The 24,366-nt window shown below is 68.1% G+C and carries 20 protein-coding genes; 13 read left to right on the top strand and 7 right to left on the bottom strand.

Going from position 1 to position 24,366, the window contains the following annotated elements; genetic code table 11:
- Nucleotides 1-80 precede the first annotated feature (80 nt).
- Nucleotides 81-893 (bottom strand): sterol desaturase family protein, encoded by an 813-nt coding sequence (locus tag OUA97_RS07185; protein ID WP_267231140.1) that lies wholly within the window; start codon nt 891-893, stop codon nt 81-83.
- Between the two features lie 178 nt (nt 894-1,071).
- Between OUA97_RS07185 and cysT the strand changes: the two genes are divergently transcribed.
- From cysT to OUA97_RS07170, 3 genes are read left to right on the top strand one after another with little or no spacing between them, the layout of a single operon-like run.
- Complete coding sequence (cysT, locus tag OUA97_RS07180; protein ID WP_267231139.1) at nt 1,072-1,938, top strand: sulfate ABC transporter permease subunit CysT; 867 nt, start codon at nt 1,072-1,074, stop codon at nt 1,936-1,938.
- Complete coding sequence (gene cysW, locus OUA97_RS07175) at nt 1,935-2,777, top strand: sulfate ABC transporter permease subunit CysW (protein WP_416362415.1); 843 nt, start codon at nt 1,935-1,937, stop codon at nt 2,775-2,777. The genes cysT and cysW overlap by 4 nt, the downstream gene beginning before the upstream one ends.
- 16 nt (nt 2,778-2,793) lie before the next feature.
- Nucleotides 2,794-3,831, top strand: coding sequence for a sulfate/molybdate ABC transporter ATP-binding protein (locus tag OUA97_RS07170; RefSeq protein WP_267231138.1), 1,038 nt, complete (start codon nt 2,794-2,796; stop codon nt 3,829-3,831).
- A 31-nt stretch (nt 3,832-3,862) separates the two neighbouring features.
- Here OUA97_RS07170 and OUA97_RS07165 read toward each other — a convergent pair whose 3' ends face one another.
- Genes OUA97_RS07165 through OUA97_RS07155 form a run of 3 tightly spaced genes read right to left on the bottom strand, consistent with a single transcriptional unit; the run spans nt 3,863 to nt 7,235 of the window.
- Nucleotides 3,863-4,840, bottom strand: a complete 978-nt coding sequence (locus OUA97_RS07165; RefSeq protein WP_267231137.1) for a transglutaminase family protein — start codon at nt 4,838-4,840, stop codon at nt 3,863-3,865.
- A gap of 14 nt (nt 4,841-4,854) precedes the next feature.
- Complete coding sequence (locus tag OUA97_RS07160; protein WP_267231136.1) at nt 4,855-5,781, bottom strand: alpha-E domain-containing protein; 927 nt, start codon at nt 5,779-5,781, stop codon at nt 4,855-4,857.
- The gene (locus tag OUA97_RS07155) at nt 5,778-7,235 is read right to left on the bottom strand and encodes a circularly permuted type 2 ATP-grasp protein (protein WP_267231145.1); all 1,458 of its coding nucleotides are present in this window, start codon (nt 7,233-7,235) and stop codon (nt 5,778-5,780) included. Before OUA97_RS07155 ends, OUA97_RS07160 begins: the two co-directional genes overlap by 4 nt.
- 298 nt (nt 7,236-7,533) lie before the next feature.
- Between OUA97_RS07155 and OUA97_RS07150 the strand changes: the two genes are divergently transcribed.
- From OUA97_RS07150 to OUA97_RS07140, 3 genes are read left to right on the top strand one after another with little or no spacing between them, the layout of a single operon-like run.
- Nucleotides 7,534-9,267: an autotransporter assembly complex protein TamA gene (locus tag OUA97_RS07150; RefSeq protein WP_267231135.1), complete on the top strand. Its 1,734-nt coding sequence runs from the start codon at nt 7,534-7,536 to the stop codon at nt 9,265-9,267.
- The gene (locus OUA97_RS07145) at nt 9,264-13,442 is read left to right on the top strand and encodes a translocation/assembly module TamB domain-containing protein (RefSeq protein WP_267231134.1); all 4,179 of its coding nucleotides are present in this window, start codon (nt 9,264-9,266) and stop codon (nt 13,440-13,442) included. The genes OUA97_RS07150 and OUA97_RS07145 overlap by 4 nt, the downstream gene beginning before the upstream one ends.
- Nucleotides 13,443-13,444: 2 nt before the next feature.
- Entirely contained in the window at nt 13,445-13,819 is a 375-nt protein-coding gene (locus OUA97_RS07140) for a hypothetical protein (protein ID WP_267231133.1), read from the top strand.
- Here OUA97_RS07140 and phhA read toward each other — a convergent pair.
- Both phhA and hspQ read right to left on the bottom strand, forming a co-directional pair.
- Nucleotides 13,816-14,691 (bottom strand): phenylalanine 4-monooxygenase, encoded by an 876-nt coding sequence (phhA, locus tag OUA97_RS07135; protein ID WP_267231132.1) that lies wholly within the window; start codon nt 14,689-14,691, stop codon nt 13,816-13,818. The genes OUA97_RS07140 and phhA overlap by 4 nt on opposite strands.
- Before the next feature lie 117 nt (nt 14,692-14,808).
- Entirely contained in the window at nt 14,809-15,141 is a 333-nt protein-coding gene (gene hspQ / locus OUA97_RS07130; protein ID WP_267231144.1) for a heat shock protein HspQ, read from the bottom strand.
- Nucleotides 15,142-15,454: 313 nt separating this feature from the next.
- Between hspQ and OUA97_RS07125 the strand changes: the two genes are divergently transcribed.
- Together OUA97_RS07125 and OUA97_RS07120 are read left to right on the top strand one after the other, a co-directional pair.
- The gene (locus tag OUA97_RS07125; RefSeq protein WP_267231143.1) at nt 15,455-16,564 is read left to right on the top strand and encodes a Ppx/GppA phosphatase family protein; all 1,110 of its coding nucleotides are present in this window, start codon (nt 15,455-15,457) and stop codon (nt 16,562-16,564) included.
- On the top strand, nt 16,561-17,265 hold the full coding sequence (locus OUA97_RS07120) for an RlmE family RNA methyltransferase (protein WP_267231131.1): 705 nt from the start codon (nt 16,561-16,563) through the stop codon (nt 17,263-17,265). Before OUA97_RS07125 ends, OUA97_RS07120 begins: the two co-directional genes overlap by 4 nt.
- A gap of 6 nt (nt 17,266-17,271) precedes the next feature.
- On the opposite strand, the gene OUA97_RS07115 is transcribed toward OUA97_RS07120, so the two are convergent.
- Entirely contained in the window at nt 17,272-18,162 is an 891-nt protein-coding gene (locus OUA97_RS07115) for a LysR family transcriptional regulator (protein WP_267231130.1), read from the bottom strand.
- A 54-nt stretch (nt 18,163-18,216) separates the two neighbouring features.
- On the opposite strand from OUA97_RS07115, the gene OUA97_RS07110 reads away from it, so the two are divergent.
- From OUA97_RS07110 to guaA, 5 genes are all read left to right on the top strand, one after another.
- Nucleotides 18,217-19,401 carry an MFS transporter gene (locus tag OUA97_RS07110; protein ID WP_267231129.1) on the top strand — a complete coding sequence of 395 codons (1,185 nt, stop codon included), beginning with the start codon at nt 18,217-18,219 and terminating at the stop codon, nt 19,399-19,401.
- Nucleotides 19,402-19,472: 71 nt separating this feature from the next.
- Nucleotides 19,473-20,933 carry an IMP dehydrogenase gene (guaB, locus tag OUA97_RS07105; RefSeq protein ID WP_267231128.1) on the top strand — a complete coding sequence of 487 codons (1,461 nt, stop codon included), beginning with the start codon at nt 19,473-19,475 and terminating at the stop codon, nt 20,931-20,933.
- A complete protein-coding gene (locus tag OUA97_RS07100) occupies nt 20,933-21,328 on the top strand; it encodes an MAPEG family protein (protein ID WP_267231127.1) in 396 nt (131 codons plus the stop codon). Before guaB ends, OUA97_RS07100 begins: the two co-directional genes overlap by 1 nt.
- 15 nt (nt 21,329-21,343) lie before the next feature.
- Nucleotides 21,344-22,633 (top strand): RsmB/NOP family class I SAM-dependent RNA methyltransferase, encoded by a 1,290-nt coding sequence (locus OUA97_RS07095; protein ID WP_267231126.1) that lies wholly within the window; start codon nt 21,344-21,346, stop codon nt 22,631-22,633.
- Nucleotides 22,630-24,189 (top strand): glutamine-hydrolyzing GMP synthase, encoded by a 1,560-nt coding sequence (gene guaA / locus OUA97_RS07090; protein WP_267231125.1) that lies wholly within the window; start codon nt 22,630-22,632, stop codon nt 24,187-24,189. The genes OUA97_RS07095 and guaA overlap by 4 nt, the downstream gene beginning before the upstream one ends.
- Nucleotides 24,190-24,366 lie beyond the last annotated feature (177 nt).

The following is a 24,366-nucleotide window of genomic DNA, read 5'->3' as shown; positions in this document are numbered from 1 at the left end:
TCAGATCGTAACGCGCCATTCAAAGCTCCCTTCCGGAAGCCTTGAATCAGCGTCGCCGATCGCCAGCAAGATTTATGGGTTCAGAACCTAGTCCTGGCGCCGACGGCCAGGCGACGCAGGCTCCCAGCCCAAGCATGAAGCGGATAGAGGTACTGGCCGATTGCGCCTTTACCCATATCGGCGTCCACGCCCAAAGCGCCCTCGCAAGGCCCGGGGGCGAAGTAGGTGCCGAATAGCCGGTCCCACACCGAGAAGAGGGTCGCGAAGTTCTTGCCGTGAACATCGCGTGAGTGATGCCATCTGTGCATGGCGGGGGAATTGAGGATCAGGTCCAGCTTGCCGAAGGTCCATGGCACGTCGGCGTGGATCAGATAGCCGTAGTAGTGCCGGGCCAGGCCGTTGAGGCCCAGGGCCCATGCCGGAAAGCCGAGCGCGGCCAGAAGTACGGTGTCTAGCGCCGTGCCGAAGCGGTCGACCGGATGCATGCGGTTCAGGCTGAACCACGAGAGTTCGCGGTCGCTGTGGTGAATGGCGTGCGCCGGCCACAGGGCCGGGCTGTGCTGCAGTCGATGGCGCCAGTAGCCGATCAGATCGCCGATCACCAGGACGGCCAAGGCCGCGCCTCCGTGCCCGGCCGCGCTCCAGATGAAGGCGAGAGGCGCCTGCGACAGGATCGGATCTAGGGCGATGATGGCGGCCAGGATGAGCGGCGCCACGAACAGCAGGTCGATGACGTAGATGACCGCGTTGATTCGTGTCTCAGACAGCTTCGCCCTGCCGGGCAACCGACGCAGAAACAGTCCGATCAGCGCGAACGTCACGCCAAAGATGAGCATTTCGACGGTCTGGCGCCGGGCCAGGGTCAAAAGGTCTTCAAGGCTGAGCCAGGTCAAAGCCGCCGTCCCCTGCGTTCACCGGGCAGGGATAACGCACAATGGCTTAGCCTTTCATTTCCGGGTGTAAGAAAAACTATATTGTCGATGGGGGCAATGGGAATTAGCCAGGCCGCCCTGACCGGACGCAGCGAACTCGGCGTCTCGGCGTTTAAGCGTCTGAACCGGGGCTGTAACAATGACTGCGACCTCGCCGGCCGAACCTGTCGCGTCACGAAGGCCGTGGATCCGGCGACGCTCGGCGATCCCTGGCTTTACGCTGACCATGGGTCTCACGCTCGCGCTCCTGTCGCTGATTGTGCTCATTCCACTGTCGGCGGTGGCGCTGAAGGCGTCGGAGCAATCGGCCTCGGAGTTTCTGCAGGCCGCCTTCAACGAACGTGCGTTGACCGCTTATCGGCTGTCGTTCGGCGCGGCCTTGATCGCGGCTCTGATCAACGGCGTCTTCGGGCTGCTGACCGCCTGGGCCCTGGTCCGCTATCAGTTTCCCTTCAAAAGTCTGGTCAACGGGATCATCGACCTGCCGTTCGCCTTGCCGACGGCGGTCGCCGGCATCGCGCTCGCCACCCTCTACGCGCCCAATGGCTGGATCGGCGGCCCGCTGGCCCCGGCCGGGATTAAGGTCGCCTATACGCCGCTGGGCGTCATCGTGGCCCTGACGTTCATTGGCCTGCCGTTCGTCGTGCGCACGCTGGAGCCGGTGATGCGCGACCTGGCTGCGGACGTTGAGGAGGCCGCCGCCAGCCTCGGCGCCACGCGCTTTGACACCATCGCCCGGGTGATCCTGCCGGCGTTGGCGCCAGCATGGCTGACCGGTTTCGCCCTGGCGTTCGCGCGAGCGGTCGGCGAGTACGGCTCGGTGATCTTCATCGCCGGCAACATGCCCTACAAATCAGAGATCGCACCGCTGCTGATCATCATCGAGCTCGAGCAGTATGACTATGCCGGGGCCGCGACGATCGCCGTGGTGATGTTGTCGGTCTCGTTCCTCATGCTGTTCGTCATCAACGCCATCCAGGCCTGGGCGCGGAGGCTCGCCGCATGAGCCGGCTGCGTCACCCAACCGAAGACCCGCCGTGGGCGAAGGCCCTGGTTCTGGCGATAGTCGCAGCCTTCCTGGCTTCGGTGCTGATCCTGCCGATGGTGTCGGTGTTCTTCGAGGCCCTGCGCAAGGGGCTGCCGGCCGCTCTGGAGGCGATCGGGACCGAGGATGCCCGTGCAGCGATCAAGCTGACCTTGATCACCGCCGCGATCACCGTGCCCTTCAACATCATGTTCGGGGTTTGCGCGTCGTGGGCCATCGCCAAGTTCGAGTTTCCGGGCAAGCCTTTCCTGATCACCCTGATCGACCTGCCGTTCTCGGTGTCGCCGGTGGTCGCCGGCCTGATCTACGTGCTGGTGTTCGGCGCCCAGGGCTGGTTCGGGCCTTGGCTGATCGACCACGACATCAAGATCATCTTCGCCGTCCCTGGCATCGTGCTGGCCACTATCTTCGTGACGTTTCCATTCGTCGCCCGTGAACTGATCCCGCTGATGCAGGAGCAGGGGGTGGACGAGGAGGAGGCCGCTGTTTCGATGGGGGCGTCGGGTCTGCGCACGTTCTGGAGCGTGACGGCGCCGAACATCCGCTGGGGGTTGCTCTACGGCGTCCTGCTCTGCAACGCCCGCGCCATGGGCGAGTTCGGTGCCGTGTCGGTGGTCTCGGGCCATATCCGCGGCCTGACCAACACCATGCCGCTGCATGTGGAGATCCTCTACAACGAGTACGATTTCGTCGGCGCGTTCGCCGTCGCGGCGTTGCTTTGCTTCCTGGCGGTCCTAACCCTGGTGCTGAAGACCCTGCTTGAAATCGCCCAGCCGCCGTCGCGGCCGGGCCGTCATTGATCGCGAGACGCTGCAGATGACCATTTCCATCCGTTCGGTGGAGAAGAATTTTGGGCGGTATCCAGCGCTCAACAGCGTCAGCCTCGAGATCGCCGACGGTGAGCTGCTGGCGCTGCTGGGGCCATCTGGTTCGGGCAAGACCACCCTGCTGCGCGTCATCGCCGGGCTGGAGTTCCCCAGCAGCGGTCAGGTGCTCTACGGGGATCGGGACATGACCTATGCCGGCGCCGCGGCGCGGCAGGTCGGCTTCGTGTTCCAGCAGTACGCGCTGTTCCGCCACATGACGGTCGCCAAGAACGTCGCCTTCGGTCTGGACGTGCGCAAGGGCGCGGCCAAGCCGGGCGAGGCCGAGATCGCCCGGCGCGTCGACGAGCTGCTGCGGCTGGTCGAGCTGGGCGACCTGGGCAAGCGCTACCCGGCCCAGCTGTCGGGCGGCCAACGCCAGCGCGTCGCCCTGGCGCGCGCCCTGGCGGTGAACCCCAGCGTGCTGTTGCTCGATGAGCCGTTCGGAGCCCTCGACGCGACCGTCCGCAAGTCGCTGCGCAAGGAACTGCGCCGGATCCACGACGCCACCGGCGTCACGACGATCTTCGTGACCCACGACCAGGAAGAGGCGCTGGAACTGGCCGACCGCGTCGCGATCCTGAACCAGGGCGCGATCGAGCAGGTCGGAACCCCGCAGGAGATCCACGACGATCCGAGCGGCGCCTTCGTCGCCGGTTTCGTCGGCGAGTCCAACCGCCTCGAGGGCGAGGTGAAGGGCGGGCGATTCCGCAGCGGCGACGTCCAGTTCGTCGCCTCGGGCCTGGCCGACGGCGCCGCGGTGGCCTATGTGCGGCCGCATGAGCTGGTGCTGTCGCCGACGGCGGGGGAGGCGACCTTCAGATTCGTCGCCAACCACATCGCCCCGCAGGGCGCGGTGGCGCGGATCGACGGGACCACGTCCGGCGGCCTGCGCCTGGAGGCGGCTTTCGCCCGTCAGGCGGTGGCGGACTTGCGGCCGGGCGCGCAGCTCAATCTATCGGTTGGGCGCGCCTACGTCTTTCGGGCCTAGGTGATGCCGGGGCCGGCGCCGCCGGAGTCTCTCACTGCTGCTGTTGTTGCTGTTGCTGGTCGTAGGCGGGGACGCCGGCCGGCCGCCGCCGTCCACCTCGCGCGAACGACGGTTGTGCCATGCGGATGAACTCGGGCTCGGTCGGGGCGGCGCGGGCGCGCCTGACGGAGACGCCGACCGCCAGCTGGCTCTCGGCGTCGCCCTTATAGACCCCGCGCGAGGGCGGCACGTCGTTGTAGTCGCGACCCACGGCGGCGGCGATGTGGCGCTCGCCGGCCATCACGTTGTTGGTCGGATCGAACCCGACCCAGCGCAGCGACGGCAGGAAGACCTCGACCCAAGCATGGGTGGCGTCCGGATCCGAGCGATCCCCGGCCTGGCGGTCGGTGAAGAGATAGCCCGACACATAGCGGGCCGGCACGCCCCAGCTGCGGCAGATGGCGATCATGATGTGGGCGAAGTCTTGGCAGACGCCGCGGCCGGCGCTCAGGGCCAGGTCGATCGGGCTGTCGGCATGGGTGACGCCAGGCTCGTAATCGAACGAGGTGTAGATGGCCTCGGAGAGGGCCCGCACTGCGTTGAGCGGATCGCGCCGCCGCAGGTCGTCCAGGCGGTGCTCGGCGACATAGTTGCGCAGCGCGTCGGTCTCGGCGGCGAAGCCGCCGAGGGTCAGGAAGTCGAAGTTCTCGCCGCGAACGAAGTCGCTACGCAAGCGATCCCATTCGCCGTGATCGAGGCTGTCAGGCGGCGTGGGCGGGGCCTGGGTCTCGACGGCGGCGTTGGCCACGATCCGCAGGCGGTCATGGGGCTGGGGGACATCGAAGTGATAGACGGCGTTGCCGAACGGATCGGCGTAGGAGAACAGCTGCGCGGCCGGATCGACGTCGAGGTCGAACGACACGAGCCGCTGACGAGGGGTCTTCTGCGGCTGCATCCAGACCTCCATGACGCTTTCGCGCACAGGCTCGGCGTAGTGGTACTGGGTGACGTGCCGGACTTCGAGAAGCATGGGGCGATTGGGTCCTAGGCCGGCAGCCGGGTTTCCAGGGAATAGGCGACGAAGGTGTCGTAGATCGACTGATGCAGCGCCGCGCAGTCCTCCAGCACGCTTGAGATCAGGCCCCCGGCGCCGTCGTCCATGTCGGCATACTGCAGGCGCGCGCGCAGGCGCCCGGCCAGCCGCTCCGGCGGCGAGTGGCCGCCGGCGTCCGCGTGTCGCGCGGCGGAGCTGAGATATTCTTCGATGCGCGCCGTGCAGAAGCGCATCGAGCGAGGGAACTCCTCGTCGAGCAGCAGAAACTCCAGCACCTTGCGCGGCTGGACGTCAGCGGTGAAGCGGCGCAGGTATGGCTCGAGCGCGCAGCTCATCCGCAGCACGCTCATCAGCGCCATGTGGTCCTCGGGCGCGCGGCGCAGCCCGAAGCACGCCTCCAGCAGGCGACCGATGAGCTGCGCGCGTTCGAGGTAGACGCCGAGCAGCAGAAACCGCCAGCCCTCGCCATGACTCATCGTCGCATCGGAGGCGCCCTTGAAGAGGTGCAGGTCGGCGATGATCTCGTGCAGAAACGCCGACGGGCCGTCGCCGAAGGCGCGGGGCGCGTCGCCTGCCGTGACCCGGAGATGGAGCATGTTGAGGCGCTCCCAGGTCTCGGTGGTGATCTGGTCCCGGACCTGGCGCGCGTTTTCGCGGGCGCGGGCCAGCGAGGACACGATCGAGCCGCCGTCATGCCGGTCTAGCGCGAGCGCCAGGGCGAGCTGATAGGGATCGTCGGCGCTGTGCAGTTCAGCGTCGCCGACCGCCGAAAGCACAATGCGCGAAACAAGGCCTGCGGCCTCGTTGCGGTCCAGGGTGGCGTTGAGCATGACGTCGCTGAGCCGGCACAGATGCTCAGCGCGTTCGACGTAGCGGCCGATCCAATAGAGGCTGTCGGCCACGCGGGCGAGCATCATGGCTGGGCTCCTGTCGGCGCCGATTCCAGGACCCAGGTGTCCTTCGAGCCACCGCCCTGGCTAGAGTTGACGACCAGCGATCCCTTCTTCAGGGCGACCCGGGTCAGGGCGCCGGGCGTGACTACGATCTTGTCGCCCGACAGGATGAAGGGGCGCAGGTCGACGTGGCGCGGCTCGATCTCGCCATCGACGAGGCAGGGGGCGGTCGACAGCTGGATGGTCGGCTGGGCGATGTAGTTGGCGGGATCGGCGGCGATGGCTGTGGCGAACGCCTCGCGCTCCTTGCGGCTGGCGTGCGGTCCGACCAGCATGCCGTAGCCGCCCGAGGCTCCGACCGCCTTGACCACCAGCTTGTCGAGGTTGGCCAGCACGTGGGACAGCTGGGCCGGCTCGCGGCACAGATAGGTCTCGATGTTCGGCAAGATGGCGTCCTCGCCTAAATAGTAGCGGATGATCGCCGGAACGTAGGCGTAGACGGCCTTGTCGTCGGCGACGCCGGTGCCTGGCGCGTTGCAGATCACTACGTTGCCGGCGCGATAGGCGTTGAAGAGGCCGGCAGAACCCAGCGCCGAGTCTCGGCGGAAGGTGAGGGGATCGATGAAGTCGTCATCGACCCGGCGATAGATCACGTCGATCCGTCGGAGGCCGGTCGTGGTGCGCATGTAGACCATGTTGTCGTGCACCACGAGGTCGCGGCCCTCGACCAGCGGGCACCCCATCAACCGCGCGAGATAGGCGTGTTCATAATAGGCCGAGTTGTAGACGCCCGGAGTCAGCACCACGATCTGAGGGTTCGGCCGCCAGTCGGCCGCCATGCTTTTCAACGTCGTGAGCAGGAGATCGGGATAACGGTCGATCGCCCGCACGCCGGCCTGGCGGAACGATCCGGGAAAGGTGCGCCGCGAGGCCTCCCGGTTGGCCAGCATGTAGGACACGCCCGAGGGGACGCGCAGATTGTCCTCGAGCACGGCGAAGGCGCCGTCCGGCTGGCGGATCAGGTCAGAGCCGCACACGTTGGCGTAAGCCTCGTGCGGGACATAGAGGTTCTGCATCTCGCGGCGGTAGGAGGGCGCGCCCAGCACCAGTTCGCGAGGAACCACGCCGTCCATCAGGATCTGCTGGGCGCCGTAGATGTCGGCGAGGAACATGTTCAGTGCGCGCAGGCGCTGGGTCAGGCCGGCCTCGATCCGTTCCCACTCGACGGCCGGGATGATGCGGGGCAGGAGGTCGGTCGGAATGATCCGCTCGGTGCTGCTCTCGCCGCCATAGACGGTGAAGGTGATGCCCTGGAGCAGGAAGTAGCGTTCCAGCGTCCTTTGGCGCTCGGCCATCTCGGCCGGGGCGAGGGTCGCGATGCGTTGATGCAGGCCCGCATAGTGGTCGCGCACGCCCCCTGCGGCGGTCAGCATCTCGTCGTAGGGCGTGGCCGGCGACGGGGCCGCCTGCAGGCCCATTGTGCAATCAGGGTCTTGGATCGCCACGCCGTACTCCACCCGCCAGCCCTTTCCTGCGGTTCGCCAGGAAGCTTAGGAAAGGCGAGGGCGATTGAAGCCGGAAATCCGACCGCCATGGCCCCCTGGGCGCAGGCGCCTGCGAATTGGGCATATGGGCGCCTGCGGCGGCGGCGCCTTCGTTGATCGGTGGTGGGTGACAGGCGAGCGCGACGCGGGCTACACCGATAGATGGGGCGCTTGTGAAAGGATTGGCGTGGGACGATTGGTCGTCGCGGTCGCCGCCTCGGCGGCCATTTGCGTGTCTGGGACAGCCCGGGCCGAATCCCCGCGCGCGACCATCGAGGGACAGCTCGACCGCGACCTGCGCGAGGCGATCGATCGCGCCGTCGGCGAGACCGACAAACCCATCGCCAATCGCTTCGAAGCGCGCCGCCGGGCGAACGATGCGGGCGAGGACGCGATCGCGGTGCTGCGCTCCGAAGGCTACTACGCCTACGAAGTGGAACCAGACGTCGGCGACGGCGACCCGCCGACGGCCATCGTGCGCGTGACGCCAGGCCCGCGCTTCACCCTCTCGGACCCGCAGATCGACTGGATCGCCCCGGCTCCGGTCGAGAGCGTTCGGCAATCGGGCGAAGTGGTGATGGGCCTGGCCACCGGAGCGCCCGGCCGCGCTGTGGACGTGATCAATGCCGAAGGCCGCATCGTCGCGGCTGTTCAGAAGCGCGGCTATGCGGACGCCGCGGCCCAGCCGCGCGAGGTCATCGTCGACCACGCCGACAGGACCGTGCGCCCGACGTACAAGATCGCGGCGGGCGAACTCGTGCATCTGGGGGGGCTGAAGATTGTCGGCGAAACCGGCCGCAGCCGGCGCGGCTGGCTCGATAGCCTCGCGCCGTGGAGCGCGGGCGACGTCTACGACCCGGAGGATGTCGGCGAGCTTGAGCGACGCCTGCTCGACACGGGGGTGTATGACTCCGTGACCGTCTCGCTGGCGCCCAAGGACCAGGCCGAGCCGGATGGCCGCCGCCCGATCCTGTTGAGCCTGGCCGACCGCAAGTCGCGGACGCTGGAACTTGGAGCCAGCTACTCGACCACCGAGGGCCTTGGCGCAGACGCCCGCTGGACGCGCTACAACCTGCTCGGCCGAGCAGACACCCTGGCGATGCTGGCGCGGGCTTCGAACATCGACAGCCGGCTGGGGGCGGAGTTGACGCTGCCTCACTGGCGCCGGCCGCAACAGACGTTCAAGGCTGGCGGCGGCGCCTATTCGAACCGCACCGACGCCTATGATGAAACCGGGATCGGCATCCGCGCCGACGTGACCCGCCGGTTTCGCAAAACGTCCTACGTCACGCTCGGCGGGTCGATCGACTACGGCAAGGTCGAGGAAAAGCAGACGATCCTGATCTCGTCGCTCGGGGACAATCTCGTCACCCTGGCGGGGCTTGCGGCCGGGGCCCTGGACCGTTCGGACGATCCGCTCGATCCCAAGCGGGGCTGGCGTCTCGACGTCCGAGCCGAGCCGACCTACCTGATCGGCGACGAGCGCATGGCCTACCTGAAGGTCCAGAGCCAGGGCACGGCCTACATCCCGTTCGGGGAAAAGGCGCGCACTGTTCTGGCCGGACGCCTCAAGGCCGGAGCAATGATCGGCGGCAGCATTCCCGAAGTGCCGGCGTCGCGCCGGTTCTACGCCGGCGGCGGCGGGTCCGTCCGCGGCTATGCCTACCAGGCCATCGGGCCCCGCGACATCGACAACACGCCGGAAGGCGGAATCTCGCTGCTCGAGACCTCGCTGGAACTGCGCCAGAAGGTCGGCGAACGCTGGGGCGTGGTCGCGTTCGTGGACGCCGGCGCGGTGGGCACGAGTGAATTTCCGACAGGCGACGATTTCAGCGTCGGCGTTGGGGTAGGCGTTCGCTACGACCTCGGCTTCGGTCCGATCCGGGCGGATATCGCGGTCCCGCTCGACCAGCGCGAAGGCGACCCCTCATTCCAGATCTATCTCAGCATCGGGCAGAGCTTTTGAGCGAGACGCCGAACGAGATCGAGGAGGCGCCGGCCGCGCCGAGGAAAAAGTCCCGCCGGCGGTGGGGACTGGTCGCGCTGGTGGTCTGCGCGCTGCTCGTCGTGGTGGCCGGGGCGGCGCTGCTTGCCGGGCGATATGGGGCCCTGTCGCCTCAAGGGCGCTCGATCATCGAGGCGCGGGCCAACGGGCTCAAAGTCGGCCGCTTCGGCCGCCTCTATGTCGAAGGGCTGAGCGGCGACATATGGCGTGACTTCAGCGTGCGGCGGGTGATCATCCGCGACCCCAAGGGGGTCTGGCTCGAGGGGCGCAACCTCCGCCTGGCCTGGACCTTCCGCGACATCCTCGGGCGTCGCTTCCATGCCACCGACGTCACCGCCGAGCACCTGATCGTCTATCGCCGGCCGGTGACCGAGCCCAGGCGGCCGTCGGCGGGCATGCCGATCGACGTGGTCATCGATCGCGCGGTCGGGCGGGTCGAACTGATGCCGGAACTGGCGCGCACCCGAGGGGTCTACGACGTCGATGCGTCGATCGAGCTGATGCGGCGCAATGGCGGTCAGCGGGGAACGGCGAAGGCGGCGAGCGTGCTTCACCCGGGGGACCGTCTCGACGTCAAGTTCGACCTGGGAGGCGGGCGGCCGCTGGTCCTTGAGGCCGACGCGCGGGAGGCCAAGGGCGGCGCCCTGGCCGGAACCCTCGGCCTCGCGCCTGATCGTCCGTTCCTGCTGCACGTCAAGGCCAAGGGCGAGGCATCGACCGGCCGGTTCTCGGCGCTCGCTGAGAGCGGGACCAGCCGACCGGTCGACGCGACAGGGGTCTGGGGCCCGGACGGCGGATCTGCGCAGGGCCGCATCGAGCTCGCAGCCTCGACCCACACCCAGCCGCTGGTGGCCCGGCTTGGGCCGCAGGTGCAGTTCGCCGCGACGGGGCGCAAGGCGGGGCAGGGGCTTTTCGACCTGGAGGCCGACCTGACCTCGGAGAACGTCGCTCTAACGGCGAAAGGCAAGGCCAACCTCGGCGAGCGGCGTACCGGGCCGCAGGGGGTGGCGCTGACGGCCTCGGCTCGGGAGCTCTCGAAGGTCACCGGCGGGCCATCCATGGGGCTCGGCCGGGTCGACGGCGTGCTGACCGGGACTTTGAATGACCTGCGGTTGGTCGGAACCGCGGACGTCGCGCGGCTGCAGCTCGGCGCCTACGGCCTCGAGCAGGTTTCAGGCCCGTTCGAACTCACGCGCAAGGACAAGGTGCTGGCGCTCGAGGCGCGGATCGCCGGCGCCGGCGGGCGCGGCTCGGGCCTCGCCGCGGCGCTGCTCGGCGCGCGCCCAACCGCTGTCGTCGACGCCGCGCGGCTAGCCGACGGGCGCCTGATGCTGCGCAAGGTCGAAGCAAGCGGAGCCGGGTTGAAAGTCGAGGCGAGCGGCGGCCGCAGTCTTCTCGGCGGTCTCAACTTCAAGGGGGCGGCGTCGTTCACGAACCTAGCGGCGGCGCGGTCCGGCGCCAGCGGTGCAGTTACTGCGGACTGGTCGGCCAGCCAGGGCGGTGCAGGCAAGCCCTGGGCTCTGACGCTCGACGCCAAGGGCGCGCGCTTCGCTTCCGGGTTCTCCGAACTCGACCGCCTGCTGGGCGCCTCGCCGCGCCTACAGGCCCGCGCGGAAGTGGCCGGACGCAAGATATCGATCGCGAGCGGAAACCTCGATGGGGCCGCGATCAAGGCCAGCACGGCGGGGGTATTGGACGAGACCGGCGCGATGCGCTTCAAGCTCGACTGGTCCGCCAGCGGGCCGTTCCGCGCCGGTCCGGTCGAAATCAGCGGCAAGGCCAGCGGCACGGGCGCCGTCACGGGCAAGCCCTCGGCGCCCCGGGCGGACCTGCTTGCCGACATCGAGGCCATCGACCTGCCGCGCTTGCCGCTGAAGAACGCCAAGCTGACCTTGAGTTTCATGCGTGGCGCGGGCGGCTCCAGCGGGGTCGTCGCGCTGGCGGCCGGCAGCGAATACGGCCCGGCGGCGGCCCGTTCGGCCTTCAGCTTTCCGCGCGGCGGCGTCGACCTCAGCGACCTGTCGCTGGACGCTGGCGGCCTGACCGCGAGCGGATCAATCTCGCTTCGCAAGGCGACGCCTTCCAGCGCCGATCTCAAGGTGCGGGTGATCAAGGGGGCCTTCCTCGATGGCGGGGCGGTCGCAGGTTCGGTGAAGATCGTCGATGCGGCCGGCGGACCGCGCGCGACCCTGAACCTGACCGCCAGCGACGCGGTTCTGCCCGGCTCCCGCTTTGCGGTGCGCAACGGGGCGGTCACGGCCGATGGGCCCCTGTCGCGGCTGCCTTATCAGGCCCGCCTCCAAGGGGTATCCGCCAGCGAGCGCTGGCGGCTGGACGGCGCCGGCGTCCTGATGGCGCAGGAACCCGGCTACGAGCTGACTTTCGCAGGCGACGGGGCCTACGGGCGACGCAACATGAAGACGGTGGAGCCGGCGATCCTGCGCTTTGGCGGCGCCGAGCGCAGTGCGCGGCTGCGGCTGGCCGCCTCCGACGGCGGCCGGATCGATCTCGACGCGAGCCTTGAGAAGGACGGCGCGGAAATCCGCGCGCAGGTCCAGCGACTGGGTCTGGGCCTGGTGAACGCCGACCTGAACGGCCGCGCCGACGGCACGCTCGTACTATCAGGCCGTGGCGGGCGGCTGGACGGAACCCTGGAAGCCAAGCTGGATGATGCGCGAGGCAGGGGCTCTCCGCGCGAGCAGGGCCTGGACGGGGTGCTCAAAGCGAAGCTTTCGGGGGAGGCGCTTGAGATCGACGCCGCCGTCACCAACGAGCATGGTTTGCGGGCGAACGCCGAGGTCGTCCTGCCGGCTGAGACCAGCGCCAGCCCCTTCCGGATCGCGATCGCCCGCACCCGGCCGATGCGTGGCACGTTCTTCGCGGATGGGGAGGTCAAGCCGCTCTGGGACCTGCTGGTCGGCGGCGAGCGCGAACTGGCTGGGCACGTGCAGATGCAAGGGACGCTCAGCGGCACGCTGGCCGATCCGCGCGCGGTCGGACAGGCGGAGGTCGACAACGGCCGGTTCTCCGACGGCGCCACGGGGCTCGTCCTGGCGGACGTGACCTTGCGCGCGACCCTGGCCGATAACGCGGTGAACATTGTGCAAGCGACCGGCGGCGATGGGCATGGCGGCTCGCTGGCCGGGTCGGGCCGGCTCAGCCTGCTGCGCGACGGGGAGTCGACCTTCAAGCTCGACCTCAAGAACTTCCGCTTGATCGACAACGACCTAGCGACCGCTTCGGCCTCCGGACAGGCGACTCTCGACCGAACAGCGGACGGCAAGGTCCGGTTGGCCGGCGACCTGACCATCGACCGCGCCGACGTCGCGGCCAAGCTCACCGGCGGCTCGGGCGTGGTGAACATGGACGTGATCGAGCGCAACAAGCCGGCGGACATTTCCGGTTCGCTGCAGCCGGTGGCGCGCCGCGGGGCGGTGATGACGCTCGACGTCACGCTCAAGGCTCCGCGGCGGATCTATCTGCGCGGCAAGGGGCTGGATGTCGAACTGTCGCTCGACGCCAAGGTCGGTGGCACCACAGCACGACCGACCTTGTCGGGCACGGCGCGCGTCGTGCGCGGCGAATACGATTTCGCCGGCAAGCGATTCGAGTTCGACGACCGGGGCGTGGTCTATCTGGCGACGTCGCCGCAGGCGATCCGCCTCGACCTTTCGGCCACCCGCGACGATCCCTCGCTGACCGCCGTGGTGCGGATCCGCGGCACGGCGGCCAAGCCGGAGATCACCCTGACCTCGGTGCCGACCCTGCCCAATGACGAGGTGCTGTCGCAGGTGCTGTTCGGCCGCTCGGCCTCCCAGCTGTCGCCGCTTGAAGCAGCTCAACTGGCCTCGGCCTTGTCGTCGCTGGCGGGAGGCGGCGGCTTCGATGTGGTGGGTAACCTGCGCACCTTCGCCGGCCTCGATCGGCTGTCGCTTGCGGGCGGCGATGAGTCCGGGGTCACTGTCTCGGGCGGCAAGTACCTGACCGACGACGTCTATCTGGAGATCACGGGCGGCGGGCGAGAAGGCCCCTCCGCGCAGGTGGAGTGGCGACTCGGCCGCAACCTCTCCATCATCTCGAAGCTGGCCAGCCAGGGGGACGGCAAGCTCGCCGTCCGCTGGCGCAAGGACTACTGACGATGCGACGGCTTCTTCCGGTTCTGCTGACGCCCATGCTGCTCGCTGGATGCGAAAAGCCGCTGACGGCGCCGACCAACCCTGGGGTCTGCTGGCGCATGGTCGAAGGCATGAACGGCAAGCCGGACTTCCGCCCGATCGCTCCGAACGTCGACACGCTGGAGAACTGCGCCGTTCAACTGGAGGGGCTGCGGATCACCAGCGGCTTGCCGGTGACGGGCGCGTTCCAGGGGCGCTTCATTTACGTCACCGATCAGGAGATCGGAGCCGCCTCCGGCCCCAAGGCGCAACGCTATCGCGTATTCACGCCCGAGCAGCGGCTGGAGATCCAGAAGGGTTTCCAGACGCTGTTGGATCGGGAGAAGGCCGGCGGCTAGGCGGTCGCCTGCCGACCGCCGCGTTCGGCGTAGGCCTGGGTCCCGCAGGTGAATATCCGGTCGCCGGGCGCCATGGCGTCGATGGCGATGTCGGGCTCGTTCTCCAGACGGGCATAGACGGCGGTGAAGTCGGCGAGCGTCGTCTCCCGCAGCGCCTTCAGCGACGGAATGACGAAGTAGACCTGCTGGAAGTCGTCGATGCGGTAGGGCGTGCGCATGACCCGTTCAAGGTCGAAGCCGATCCGGTTGGGGGAGGGATCGTCGAGCGCGAAGATCGACTCCGACCGGCTCGAGACGATCCCGGCCCCGTAGATCCGCAGGCCCTGCGGCGTCTCCATGAGGCCGAATTCGACCGTGTACCAGTAGAGCCGCGCCAGGTTGTGCAACTGACCGCGGCCGAGCGCCTTCAGTCCGCCCTCGCCATAGGCCTGCATGTAGTCGGCGAAGATGGGGTCGGTCAGCATCGGCACGTGGCCGAACACGTCGTGGAAGACGTCCGGTTCCTGCAGGTAGTCGAGCTCGTGCGGCTGGCGGATGAAGCGGCCGGCCGGGAAGCGGCGGTTGGCCAGGTGCTCGAAGAACACGTCGTCGGGAACCAGGCCCGGCACGGCGACCACGGACCAGCCGGTCAGCTTGCGCAGTTCCTCGTTGATGCGCGCGAACTCGGGGATGCCGCCGCGATGCAGGTCCAGTGCATCGAGGCCGTGCAGGAACGCATCGCAGGCGCGGCCGGGCAACAACTGCGCCTGGCGCTCATAGAGCGTCATCCAGACCTGATGCTCGGCCTGAGTGTAGCTCGCCCAATCCTGGTCGATCGTCCAATCGGCCCGGGCTTCGGGTGGCGGGGTGGTGTTGAAACCGTCTGCGCTCATGTCGGTAGAATGAGCGTGTCGCCGCGAAACTTCCGTTCGAACTGTGCCGGCAAATCGAAGTTCGGCGGATAAAGATTTCGCGCGGGCCGCGCCTGGGGGAATGGCCTTGCCGACGGCCTAGTGGCTGATCCGCGGGCGCAGCACGTAGTGCCCCTCTTCGAAGGATTCGAAGATCAGGGCGGCCTGCGGGTGGCCGACCGGCTCGCCGCTGTCGTCGGGCATCAGATTCTGCTCCGAGACATAGGCGACGTAGGCGTTCTCGTCGTTCTCGGCCAGCAGATGGTAGAACGGCTGGTCCTTGCGCGGGCGGATTTCTTCCGGAATCGACAGCCACCACTGCTCGGTGTTGGCGAAGGTCGGATCGACGTCGAAAATCACGCCGCGGAATGGATAGTGCCGGTGCCGAACGACCTGTCCGATGGCGTACTTGGCCAGACGCGCCTCGGTCAGCACCGTCGGGGGCGCCACCAAGTCTCGTCCGCTTTTTTCGATTCGCGCGTCCATAAAACCGACTCTAGACCCCGGCGCCTAACTGGGAGGTGAACGTACTGCTCATCGTTCACGGCGCAAGTGCGCGCCTTCCGAGAGGCGAACCGCCTTGCTACAGTCGCCTGTGAAACGAGGCGTCAACGCAGGCGCCTGCTAGGGACGGATGTCGGTCCATGAGGGTGGCGCTGTTGAGCACGTTCGGGTGGAGCGTGTTCCAAGGCCTTGAAATACAAGCGTTTCGGTCGCCGTTCCGGTGACCGCGACACTTGATCGGATAGCGGATTCCGCGTCTCGCAAGGGCCCGGCCGCGCCCTCGGCGGATTCGCCGTGCTATGGCGCGCTCGATCTGGGTACGAACAATTGCCGTCTGCTCATCGCCACGCCGATGGGGCGCGGATTCCGCGTCGTAGAGGCCTATTCGCGGATCGTGCGTCTCGGCGAAGGACTCTCGCAGACAGGGCGACTATCTGACGCAGCCATGGATCGGGCCATGGCCGCGCTCAAGGTCAGCGCCGAGAAGGTGCGCCGCCGCAAGGTGGTCAAGCTCAAGGCGATCGCCACCCAGGCCTGTCGTGCGGCGGAGAACGGACAGGAGTTCGTGGAGCGCGTCGCCGCCGAGACCGGGCTGAACCTTCAGATCATCACCCCGCGGGAAGAGGCGCATCTGTCGGTGGCCGGTTGCCTGAACCTGCTCGACCGTCAGGCGCAGGCTGCGCTGGTGGTCGATGTCGGCGGCGGGTCGACAGAGCTCTCCTGGGTGGACCTGACGGCGGGCGGCCTGGACACCGAGCTCGGTAAGTTTTCAGCCTCCCAGTTGCCGATCAAGGCGTGGCTGTCGATCCCGATCGGCGTGGTCACCCTGGCCGAGCGCTTTCCGGAGGGCGAACGCGCGACCGAGCGCTGGTTCCGGGCGATGGTCGATGCGGTGAAGGATGAACTCGCCGCCTTCCGCCACGCTGACGACCTGAGGCCGGTGTTCGACGCCGGCGCGGCGCATCTTGTCGGCACCTCCGGGGCGATCACCAGCCTGGCCGGCATGCACCTGGGTCTGCGGCGCTACGACCGCAGCGTCGTCGACGGCATCTGGATGAGCCGTGCGCAGTGCGACGCCGCCGCCCAACTGCTGCTGGAGCTCAGCCCGGCCGAGCGCGCCGGCCAGCCGTGCATCGGCCCCGACCGCGCCGACCTGGTCCTGGCGGGGGCGGCCATTCTCCAGGCTGTGCAGGAGCTGTGGCCCTGCACGCGGGTCCGCGTCGCTGATCGCGGCCTGCGCGAGGGCATCCTGATGTCGCTGATGTCGGGAACCGGAAAACGTCGTCGTCGCCGTCGGCGGCGGCGCGGGCGTGGATCGGGCGCGGCATCCGCGGTAAACGCCTCCGAATGAGCGAGCCGCCCCGCAAACGCATGGTTAAACCGCCGTCCGGCGGACTTGAAGAAGGTCGTGGCAAGCCCGCGCGCCTGAAGACGGCCAAGGATCGCACGCCGTCCCAGCAAGCCTGGCTGAACCGCCAGATCAACGACCCGTTCTCGGCCAAGGCCCGCGCGCACGGCTATCGCAGCCGCGCGGCCTACAAGATGACCGAACTCGATGATCGCCTGAAGCTGTTGAAGCCGGGCGCGCGGGTCATCGACCTGGGGCTGGCTCCGGGCGGCTGGACGCAGGTGGCCATCGAGCGCGGCGTCACGAACATCGTGGGCGTGGACCTGCTGCCCGTCGATCCTCTGCCGCCGGCCCACATCCTGGAAATGGACTTCACCGATCCGGCTTGCGGACCGATGCTGATCGAGTTGCTGGGCGGGCGCCCGGACGTCGTGCTCTCTGACATGGCGCCCAACACCGTGGGCCACAAGCGCACGGATCACCTGCGGATCATGGGGCTGATCGAGGCCGCCGCCGATTTCGCGATCAGCGTCCTGAAGCCCGGCGGCGCATTCGTCGCCAAGGCGTTCCAGGGCGGAGAGACCGCCGAGGTGATCGCCGAGCTCAAGCGCCACTTCAATGATGTGAGGAACATCAAGCCCAAGGCCAGCCGAGCCGACAGCTCCGAGGTCTATCTGGTCGCGACGGGCTTCAAAGGCGCCTGAGCAGGTTCAGCCAGGCGGGGCGGGGGTCTTGGCCCCCTCCGCGATCAGCCACGTCCTGAACTGGTCCAGCGCCCGGCTGCTGACCCCAGGTGCGGCGAGCAGTGCAAATGCGCTCTCGGCTCTGCGAAACCCGAACGGCGCCACCAGGCGGCAGGTGCGCACGTAGTCGGCCACCAGCGGCCAGGGCATCACCGCGACGCCCAGGCCGGCGATGGCGGCGTCCAGCGCGAAATGCAGGTGCGCGAACGGCTGCTCCGGACTTGGCGGCAACTCGACGCCCGCCAACGCCGCCCAGATCGCCCAGCCCTGGGGGTGGGTCTGGGCCATCAGTCTCGGCGCCTTCAGCGGATCGGCGCCAAACCGGTCGGCCAATGCGGGCGACATGACCAGGCCCAGATGGCTCTGGATGAGCGGGGTCGCCCCGGGCGCGGCCAACCGACTGGTCGGCACGATGCGCACCACCGCGTGCGCGCCGCGATACGAGATGGCGTGCGACGGCAGTTCGGCAAGCTGGAGATTGACGCGTGGGTGGGCGCTGGTGAAGCCGCCCAGGCGCGGGATCAGCCACTTGACCGAAACGCTGGCGTTGACCGCAATCAGCAGGTCTTCACCGCTGGACCGCACCTGCCGCACCGCCGTCGCGATCTGGTCGAAGGCCCCGGTCAGCGCCGGCAGCAGATCGCGGCCGGCTTGCGTCAGCTCCAGCCGGTGCTTGGGCCCGGTGAACAGCCGGACGCCCAATGCTTCCTCCAGCGCCTTCACCTGCCGGCTCACCGCGCTGTGGGTGACGTGCAGTTCGTCGGCCGCCAGGGTCGCGCGGCCGGTGCGCGCCATCGCCTCGAAGGCCCGAAGGGCGTTGAGCGACGGCAGGACGGAGAATGTGAGATTTTCGAACATACGTTGTCGAATATATCGTTTTCCTCAAATTTCCTATGAGCGCACAAGCTCGCCATGTCGGGAGCGCCCAAACCCAAAGCCGCCGTCACCCTGGTCTTGGGGCTGGGCCAACTGGTCGCCTTCGCCTCCAGCTTCTACCTGCTGGGCGTGCTGGGCGACCCCATCGCCGCCGATCTGGCGCTGCCGCCGACCTTCGTCTTTAGCCTGATGTCGGTCGCCATGGTGGTCACGCCGCTGGTCGCCGCGCCTTATGGCCGCTGGATGGACGCCCATGGCGGCAAGGGCATGCTGCTGCTCTCCAACCTCGTTTTCGCTGTCGGGCTGGTCCTTCTCGCCCTCGCGCAGGGGGGGCTGACGATCACGCTCGCCATCCTGGTCATCGGACTTGGCATGGCCATCGGCCTGTATGGGACCCCGTTTGCGACCTTGGTGTCGCTCTATGGGGAGGCGGCGCGGCGGCCGATCACCGGCGTGGCGTTGCTGGGCGGCTTGGGCTCGACGGTCGGCTGGCCTTTGACCCTACACTTCGAGCAGGCCTTTGGTTGGCGCGGCGCCTGCGTCGCCTGGGCGCTGGCCCACCTGGCCCTGATGCCGCTGGCCGCGCTGGCGGTTCCCAAGGTCAGGGGCAGGGCGGCGGACGGAACGGATGCGAACGCGGGCGATACGGTCGTCTGGGATCGCCGCATGGTGCAGATGGCCGTGCTGTTCGCCTGCTCCTGGTTCGTCTCGACCAGCATGAGCAGCCATCTGCCCCGACTGCTGAGCGAATTTGGCCTGACGCCGGCGAAGGCCGCGGCGATCGCTGGCCTCACAGGCCTTGCGTCGGTGACGGTTCGGTTCGCCGAGTTCACGGTCCTGCGCCGCTTCCGGCCGCTGATCGCGACCCGGGTTGCGACCCTCATGCACCCGCTGGGCGCCACGGGATTGCTGACCCTGGGCGCGCGGGGGGCGCCGCTGATGGCCCTTGGCCACGGGGCCGGAAGCGGGATGCTCACCGTCGCAAAGGGCGTGCTGCCGCTCAGCCTGTACGGGCCTGCGAACTATGCTTACCGATCGGCCCGGCTGTCGCGGCCGGCCCAGATCGTTCAGATCGGCGGCCCGGCGCTGTACGCCTTGGCCCTGGCGCAGTCGCCAAAGGCGGCCCTGGCCCTTTCAGCAGGCCTCTGCCTGGTCATGTTCGCCATGACTTTCGGCCTTCAGACCCATTCGAAACCTCAAAAGGAGCACGCTGCGGCATGATTACGCTCGATCCGGCCCTTGCCGGGAGCGCCCGAGAGGGCTTATACGCGGCTCGCAAAATGGAGCCTTACATGGACATTCGCGAAGGTCTCACCTTCGACGACGTTTTGCTGGAACCGGGTGCGTCCGACGTGATGCCCACCCAGGTGGACACCGCCACCAAGTTCACTCGCGAAATCAGTCTCAATATCCCCCTCGTGTCCTCCGCCATGGACACGGTCACCGAGAGCCGCCTCGCCATCGCCATGGCGCAGGCCGGCGGTCTGGGCGTGCTGCACCGGAACCTCACCGTCGAGGAGCAGGCCGATCAGGTCCGCGAGGTGAAGCGCTATGAAAGCGGGATGGTCATCAATCCGCTGACCATCAACCCGGAAACCACGCTTCGCGAGGTCCGGGAGATCAAGGCGCGCCGCAAGATCTCTGGCTTTCCCGTGGTCGAGCCGGGCACCGGCAAGCTGGTTGGCATCCTGACCAACCGCGACATGCGTTTCGAAGGCCGCGACGACATCCCGGCCAAGGAACTGATGACCAAGGACAACCTGATCGTCGTCCGCCAGGGCGTCAGCCAGGCCGAAGCCCGCGAGCTGCTGCGCAAGCACAAGATTGAACGCCTGATCGTCGTCGATGACGACTATCACGCGGTCGGGCTGATCACGGTCAAGGACATGGAAAAGGCCCAGGCCTATCCGTCCGCGGCCAAGGACGCCCAGGGCCGCCTGCTGGTCGGCGCGGCCTCCACCGTCGGCGACGCCGGTTACGAGCGCTCGATGGCTCTGGTGGACGCCGGCGTGGACGTGGTGGTCATTGACACTGCCCACGGCCACAACGCCGACGTCGCCAAGGCGGTCGGGCGACTGAAGCGCGAGACCAACCGCGTGCAGATCGTCGCCGGCAACGTCGCCACCTATGAAGGCGCGCGGGCCCTGATCGACGCCGGCGCCGACGCCGTGAAGGTGGGCATCGGCCCGGGCTCGATCTGCACCACCCGCATCGTCGCGGGCGTGGGCGTGCCGCAGCTGACGGCCATCGCCGACGCGGTCCGGGCCGCCAAGGGCACAGACGTTCCGGTGATCGCCGACGGCGGCATCAAGTACTCGGGCGATCTGGCCAAGGCGTTGGCCATGGGCGCGCACGTGGCGATGATGGGCTCGGCCTTCGCCGGCACCGACGAGGCGCCGGGCGAGGTGTTCCTGTACCAGGGCCGCTCCTACAAGGCTTATCGCGGCATGGGCTCGCTGGGCGCGATGGCCAACGGGTCGGCTGACCGCTACTTCCAGAAGGAAGTCTCAGCGCTGAAGCTGGTGCCCGAGGGCATCGAGGGCCAGGTCGCTTACAAGGGCCCGATCGGGGCCATCCTGCACCAGATGGTCGGCGGCCTGCGGGCGGCCATGGGCTATGTGGGCGCGGGCGACCTCGAGACCTTCCGCAACAATGCGCGCTTCATCCGCATCACTGGCGCGGGGCTCCGTGAGAGCCACGTCCACGACGTGATGATGACCCGCGAGGCTCCGAACTATACGAGCCCGGTCTGATGACCATGGCCGTCGAACTGAAGCTGCTGGGCGTGGCCGTGATCCTCGGCCTTATCCAGATGCTCTGGGCGACGGCCGCGGCTCGGCGCCAGCAGGGCCTGAAGTGGGCGGCCGGCTCGCGGGACGAACCGCGACCGATCGCCGGGGCGGCGGCGCGGCTCGACCGCGCCTTCGCCAACTTCAAGGAGACGTTCCCGCTGCATGCCGCGGCGGTGATCGTCGCCTACCTGGCGGCCAAGCTGGGCGACCTGACGCTGTGGGGCTCGGTGCTCTACGTCGCCGGGCGGGCCCTGCATCCCATCGCCTATGTCCTGGACGTGCCTTACCTGCGGACGCTGGTCTGGTTCGTCGGCTTCGGCGGCACCCTGGCGGTCGTGGCCGCCATTTTCCTTTGACTGTGAGAACAGCCCTTGCGTGACGGCGGACGCCTCTCCGCAGCCATCGAGATCCTTACCGACGTCGAGACGCGTCACCGGCCTGTGAAGCTGGCGCTGAAGGCGTGGGGGGATGCGTCCCGGTTCGCGGGGTCGAAGGACCGCGCTTGGGTCTCGGGCCTGGTGCTCGACGTTCTGCGCCGCCGGCGTTCGCTCGCCTGGCGCATGGGCGACGACAGCCCGCGGGCCGCGGTCTTCTGCGCCCTGCATGTGCTGTGGAACTGGCCGGTGGAGCGGATCGCCGAAGCTGCGGCCGACGCGCCGCATGGCCCCGGAGCGGTGAGCGAGGCCGAGCGCGCCGCCCTGGTCCAGCCGCGCGACATGGCCGAGGCGCCCCCGTCGATCCGCGGCGACTATCCCGAATGGCTGCAGCCGTCGCTTGCGCGGGCCTTCGGCCCTGAGGCGGCCCTCGAAGGGGCGATGCTTTCCGAGCGCGCGCCGGTGGACCTGCGGGTCAACACCCTGAAGACCGATGTCGAGCAGGCGCTCAAAGCGCTCGAACCGCTGGGCGCCCAGCCGACCGGCGTGCTGCCGAACGCGTTGCGTATTCCCGCCCCCGACCCGAGCCAGCGCACGCAGTCGCTGGAGGCGGTCCCAGCCTTCTCCAAGGGCTGGTTCGAGGTTCAGGATCTCGCCTCGCAGATCGCCGCCGAGGCGGCCGGCGAGATCAAGGGCGCGCAAGTGCTCGATCTCTGCGCCGGGGGCGGGGGCAAGACCCTGGCCTTGGCCGCCGCCATGGCCAACAAGGGCCAGATCTACGCCTATGACAGCGAAGCGCGGCGGCTAGCCGATACGGTCCGACGCTCCGAACGGGCGGGCGTCCGCAACCTGCAGGTCCGCTCGCCGATCTATCCCAATGCGCTGAAGGGCCTCGACGGCAAGATCGACGTGGTCTTCATCGATGCGCCCTGCACAGGCACGGGCGCCTGGCGTCGTCATCCCGACACCAAGTGGCGGCTGAAGCCGGCGACCCTGGCCCAGCGCACGGCCGACCAGGACGCGGTGCTCGACCACGGCGTTCAGTTCGTGAAGCCGGGCGGGCGGATCGTCTATGTCACCTGCTCGGTGCTGCCCGAGGAGGACGAGGATCGCGTCGCCGCCTTCCTTGAGCGTTGGACGGACTTCCGCGTGATCCCGGCCACCCAGAACCCCCATCTCGTCACCCACCTCACGGCGGAGGGTTACCTTCGCCTTTCGCCCCGCAGCTCGGCCACCGACGGCTTCTTCGTCGCCGTGCTTGAGCGCGCCAAATGGACCCCGCAATGACCCAGCCCGCCCACGAGAAAGTCCTGATCGTCGATTTCGGCAGCCAGGTGACCCAGCTCATCGCGCGCCGGGTGCGCGAGAGCGGCGTCTATTGCGAGATCCACCCCTTCGACAAGATCGACGAGGTGCTCGGCGGTTTCTCCCCGAAGGCGGTGATCCTGTCGGGCGGTCCGGCCAGCGTCCATGAGGACGAGAGCCCCGCGGTGACCAAGAAGGTCTTCGAGCTCGGCGTGCCGGTGCTGGGCATCTGTTACGGCGAGCAGACCATGTGCGCCGAGCTGGGCGGCCGGGTCGAGCCGGGCACGACCCGCGAGTTCGGCCGCGCAGAGATCGAGATCGTCAAGGAAAGCCCGCTGCTGGATGGTTTCGGCGGCGTCGGCCATCGCGAGGTGGTCTGGATGAGCCACGGCGACAAGGTCACGGCCCTGCCGATGGGCTTCGAGGCGGTAGCGGTGTCGGAGGGCTCGCCCTTCGCGGTGATCGCCGACGAGGGCCGCCGCTACTACGGCATCCAGTTCCACCCGGAGGTGGCCCATACGCCGCGCGGGGCGCTGATGCTGCGCAACTTCACCCACAAGATCGCCGGGCTGAAAGGCGACTGGACCATGGCGGCGTTCCGCCAGGAGATGGTTCAGAAGATCCGCGACCAGGTGGGCGAGGGCAGGGTGATCTGCGGCCTGTCGGGCGGGGTCGACTCCTCGGTCGCCGCGGTGCTGATCCACGAGGCGATCGGGGACCAGCTGACCTGCGTGTTCGTCGACACCGGGCTGCTGCGCAAGGACGAGGCCACCCAGGTGGTGACTATGTTCCGCGATCACTACAACATTCCGCTGGTGCACGTTGACGCCGGTGATCTCTTCCTCGGTGAGCTAGCCGGGGTTTCGGATCCGGAGACCAAGCGCAAGACCATCGGCAAGCTGTTCATCGACGTCTTCGACAAGGAAGCGGCCAAGATTGATGGCGCGAACTTCCTGGCCCAGGGCACGCTCTATCCGGATGTGATCGAAAGCGTCTCGGCGCGGGGCGGCCCGTCCGCGGTGATCAAAAGCCACCACAATGTCGGCGGGCTGCCGGACTACATGAAGCTCAAGCTGGTCGAGCCGCTGCGCGAACTCTTCAAGGACGAGGTCCGCGCGCTGGGCGTCGAACTGGGCCTGCCGCCGCAGTTCGTCGGCCGCCATCCATTCCCCGGCCCGGGCCTGGCGATCCGCATTCCGGGCGAGATCACGCGGGAGAAGGTCGCTGTGCTGCAACAGGCCGACGCCATCTATCTTGAGGAAATCCGCAAGGCCGGGCTCTATGACAGCATCTGGCAGGCGTTCGCCGTCTTGCTGCCGGTTAAGACGGTAGGGGTGATGGGCGATGCGCGCACCTACGAGGACGTCCTGGCCCTGCGGGCGGTCACCTCGACCGATGGGATGACCGCGGACTTCTTTGAATTTCCTTGGGAAGTTCTCGGCCGCTGTGCGACGCGGATCATCAACGAGGTGCGCGGCGTCAACCGCGTGGTCTACGACGTGACCTCCAAGCCGCCCGGCACGATCGAGTGGGAATGATTCCGATGGATTCGGTTCGCTTCGAAGCCTATCGCGGATTTCCGCTAAAGCGTTGAAATAAAAAGTGAATGATGCCGGTACCTATCGGCTCCTTTTGATGCCCAGCGATAGCGCGTGGCGCGATCGCTGACGGGTCGGCTACGCGTTGCCGAGGGTCGGTCGCAGAGATACCGTCAA

The sequence above is a fragment of the Phenylobacterium sp. 58.2.17 genome (assembly GCF_026411515.1).
In the GTDB taxonomy this organism is placed as follows: Bacteria; Pseudomonadota; Alphaproteobacteria; order Caulobacterales; family Caulobacteraceae; genus Phenylobacterium.
The sequence above is the reverse complement of the archived record's forward strand: the minus strand, read 5'-3'. Positions and strand labels throughout refer to the sequence as shown.